At 73.5% G+C, this 2,998-nt stretch carries 3 protein-coding genes and 1 pseudogene; 1 reads left to right on the top strand and 3 read right to left on the bottom strand.

Annotated features, from left to right (window positions below; translation table 11 throughout):
• Positions 1-262: pseudogene (locus DQW85_RS25230) on the bottom strand (bifunctional 3'-5' exonuclease/DNA polymerase); the annotation flags it as partial.
• 20 nt (positions 263-282) lie between these two features.
• Complete coding sequence (locus tag DQW85_RS25225; RefSeq protein ID WP_113702465.1) at positions 283-1,785, bottom strand: metallophosphoesterase family protein; 1,503 nt, start codon at positions 1,783-1,785, stop codon at positions 283-285.
• Between the two features lie 219 nt (positions 1,786-2,004).
• Between DQW85_RS25225 and DQW85_RS25220 the strand changes: the two genes are divergently transcribed.
• Entirely contained in the window at positions 2,005-2,373 is a 369-nt protein-coding gene (locus DQW85_RS25220) for a hypothetical protein (protein ID WP_113702464.1), read from the top strand.
• 102 nt (positions 2,374-2,475) lie between these two features.
• Here the strand turns inward: DQW85_RS25220 and DQW85_RS25215 are convergent.
• On the bottom strand, positions 2,476-2,998 hold a 523-nt coding region (locus DQW85_RS25215; RefSeq protein WP_275888258.1), incomplete at its 5' end, for an FAD-linked oxidase C-terminal domain-containing protein.

Raw genomic sequence — 2,998 nt, 5'->3', positions numbered from 1 at the left:
CCCTGGCCGAGCGGGGCTCGCCGTGGCGGCCCTCGGCCGCGAGCAGCAGGCCCTCGGTCAGTGCCAGGTCGTGGCAGCGCGACACGCGCACGCCCGCGCCGAGCAGCGGCGGGTAGTCCTCCCGCGCGTCGGCCCACACCCACCGCGGCCGCCCAGCCTCGGGCCGGGTCTCCAGCTCTCGTACGGCCCGCGCCAGATCGGGGGGACGCCGGGCCTCGCCCCCGACCGGGAGGATCGTCTCTCCCGCCAGCACCACGTACACGTCCCCAGCGTGCCAGGCGGCTACGACAGACTGATGCTGACCTCGTCCTCCAGGGGAGGTTCGAGCTCCTGCGCCAGGCAGCCGGTGGCGGCGAAGCAGCGCACGGTCAGCGTCTCCGGCGTGACCGAGAGGCGCAGGAACTGCTTGAAGAACGGCGGGGTGTCCCAGTCGGACACCTCGGACAGGTAGCGGTGGAAGACCCGGTCCACGGGCAGCCGCAGCGGCCACGGCCACGCCCCGAGCAGCCGCGCGGCCCAACGCATCCGCCGGGTGATCCGCACCGGGCCATGGACGGGCCGGACGGGGTCGTTCTTGATCTGTTCGGACATGATGCACGCGGCCTCGGCCGGTGTGAGGCAGACCCATTTCATCCGGAGCCGCCTGGCGTATAGCTGGCTGTAGAACGACAGCGAGTCGCCGCGCAGCGGGTAGCACCTGAAGTCGTCCTCGCGCACGCCGGCCACGTCCACCCGCCGGATGGTGTGGGTGGCGTGCATGAACGCGCCCCCGCCGCCGGAGACGATGTACTGGATCACCCGGTCGCCCACCCGCACGGGATAGCGCTGGTAGTTGTGCACGTCGCCGCCGATCGCGGCCACGTAGCGGTGGGCGGGGTCGCGCACGATGTCGTCGATCGTGCCGCCGCCCTCCAGCGGGGAGGGCTTGTAGTCGTTGCGGGTGTAGATCGGCTTGCCGGTGACGAGGACCTTCGGCCTGGGGTCGCGGGAGACCCTCCGCAGCCACTCGGCCTGCCGCGCGTCGATCAGGCCGGCGATGCCGGTGTCCACGCCGACGACGAGCAGGCTCTCGCTCTCGACCGCCCAGTAGGGTCCCGGCTGCGCTGCAGGCCCGGTGGCCCGCTGGGAGGGCAGTCCCCGGAGCTCGCGGGCCTCGGCCAGGCGCCGCTCGTCCACGGGCTCGGGCTTGCGCCAGAGCAGCCCGCGCAGCCATCCGGAGTCGGGCTTCGGCCGCAGCGCCGGGGCGTCGCAGAAGACGCGCATGAAACCGCCGAGCCCGTCGTACCAGTCGTGGTTGCCGGGGATCGCGTAGATCGGCGCCCGGTAGTCCTTGTACGGGCGGAAGAACTTGTCCCCGTACTCGTTGCCCGAGCCGGCCGGGTAGATCACGTCGCTGGCCACGACGGCGAACGACGTGCCCTCGGATAACCTCAGCAGCCCCGGCACGACGGCGTACTGGGAGGCGTCTCCCTCGCCCGTGTCGCCGAGCAGCAGGAAGTCGAAGCTCGGCCCGAGGCCGGGCCTGACGCGCGCCTCCGGGTCGGCTCCGCGCGCCTCCTGCGCCTCCACCCATCGCGCGCGCACCTCGCCCGACGGGTCGCCGAACAGCCCGGCGAGGATCTCGTTGCGCGAGCGCCAGAGCGTGCGCGGGTTGAGCCACGAGAATCCATCGCGATCCGGCCTGAGCTGCGCGAACGTGCCGATCTGCTGGCAGGACCACCCGGCGCCCTCCTCCGAGACCCGGGAGGAGAGCTGCTTTCCACGTTCAGCCGCGACTTCCACCATGAGCCATATCTTCGCGGCGATCTTCTCTGACCGCACCCGAACGCACCCGAACGAACCCGAACGCCCCTGAACGGACCCGAACGCTCCGTGCCGCCGCCGACACAGAAGGTTCGCGATGGTGTAGCCTCAACGGCCCAAGCAAGCGGTTGTCGGCCGTGGGAGGGGCTGCCATTGGCCCGGAACGGATCAGACGATACGACCCGGCGGGACACCCTGGAAGTGGACGCCGTCGAGGGCCTGCTGGCGTACGCCCAGTCCCGGTCACGCTGGAGCCCCGCCGCGGCGGGCAGCGTCAGGGAGGCGGTCGAGCGCAGCCGCGCGCTGGCCGCGGTGGATCCCGCGCACACCCCGCTGCTCGCCCGCTCCCTGCGCGCGGCGGCCGGGCTCATGCTCAGGCGGGGGCGTCCCGGCGAGGCATTGACGGCGGCGCAGGAGGCTGTGGCACTCGCCCGCCCGGCCGGCGGAGCGGCGCTGGTGATCAGCCTGGGCTGCCTGTCGGAGGTCTACCGGGCGCTGCGCCGCTACGAGGACGCCGCGGCGGCCAGGGAGGAGGCGGACACCACGGCCAGATCCGACCCCGGCGACTGATCAGCCACGCATGGCGAGCCGGATGTCGGATGGGGCGGATGGGGCGGATGGGGCGGCATGGGGCGGCATGGGGCGGCATGGGGCGGGCGGACCGGCGGCGGGTCACGGGATGAGGACGCCCGGGTTGAGCACGCCCGCCGGGTCCAGCCGCGACTTGACCGCCCGCAGGACTTCCACCCCCACGGGCCCGATCTCGGCCGCGTACGCCTCCCGGTGCTCGCGCCCCACCCCGTGGTGGTGCGACACGGTGCCGCCGGCCTCCACGATCGCCGCCGTGGCCGCCTCCTTGGCGCGCGCCCACTGCTCCACCGGATCACCGCGCTGGGCGGTCACCACGGTGAAGTAGAGCGAGGCGCCGGTCTCGTACACGTGGGAGATGTGGCACATGACCAGCGGTGACCCGAGCGCGCCGTGCAGCGCCAGCCGTACCGCGTCGTAGAGGCGCGGCAGCCCCGACCAGAACCCGGCGGTCTCCAGCGTCTCGACCGTCGCCCCCGCGGCGAGCAGCGAGTCGCGCAGGTAGGGCGCCGAGAAGCGGCCGTGCTCCCACGCCAGGCCCGGGGCCTCGCCGAGCGGCTCCCCGCCGAGCCGGGTGAGCACCGAGGCGGCCCCGGCCCGCGTGGCG

The sequence above is a fragment of the Nonomuraea lactucae genome (genome assembly GCF_003313395.1).
Lineage (GTDB): Bacteria > Actinomycetota > Actinomycetes > Streptosporangiales > Streptosporangiaceae > Nonomuraea > Nonomuraea lactucae.
This window is presented reverse-complemented; position numbering and strand designations above follow the sequence as displayed.

Coding starts and splice junctions, on each gene's coding strand:
- DQW85_RS25225 (WP_113702465.1), bottom strand. CDS start 1,785: ATGGTGGAAGTCGCGGCTGAACGTGGAAAGCAGCTCTCCTCCCGGGTC.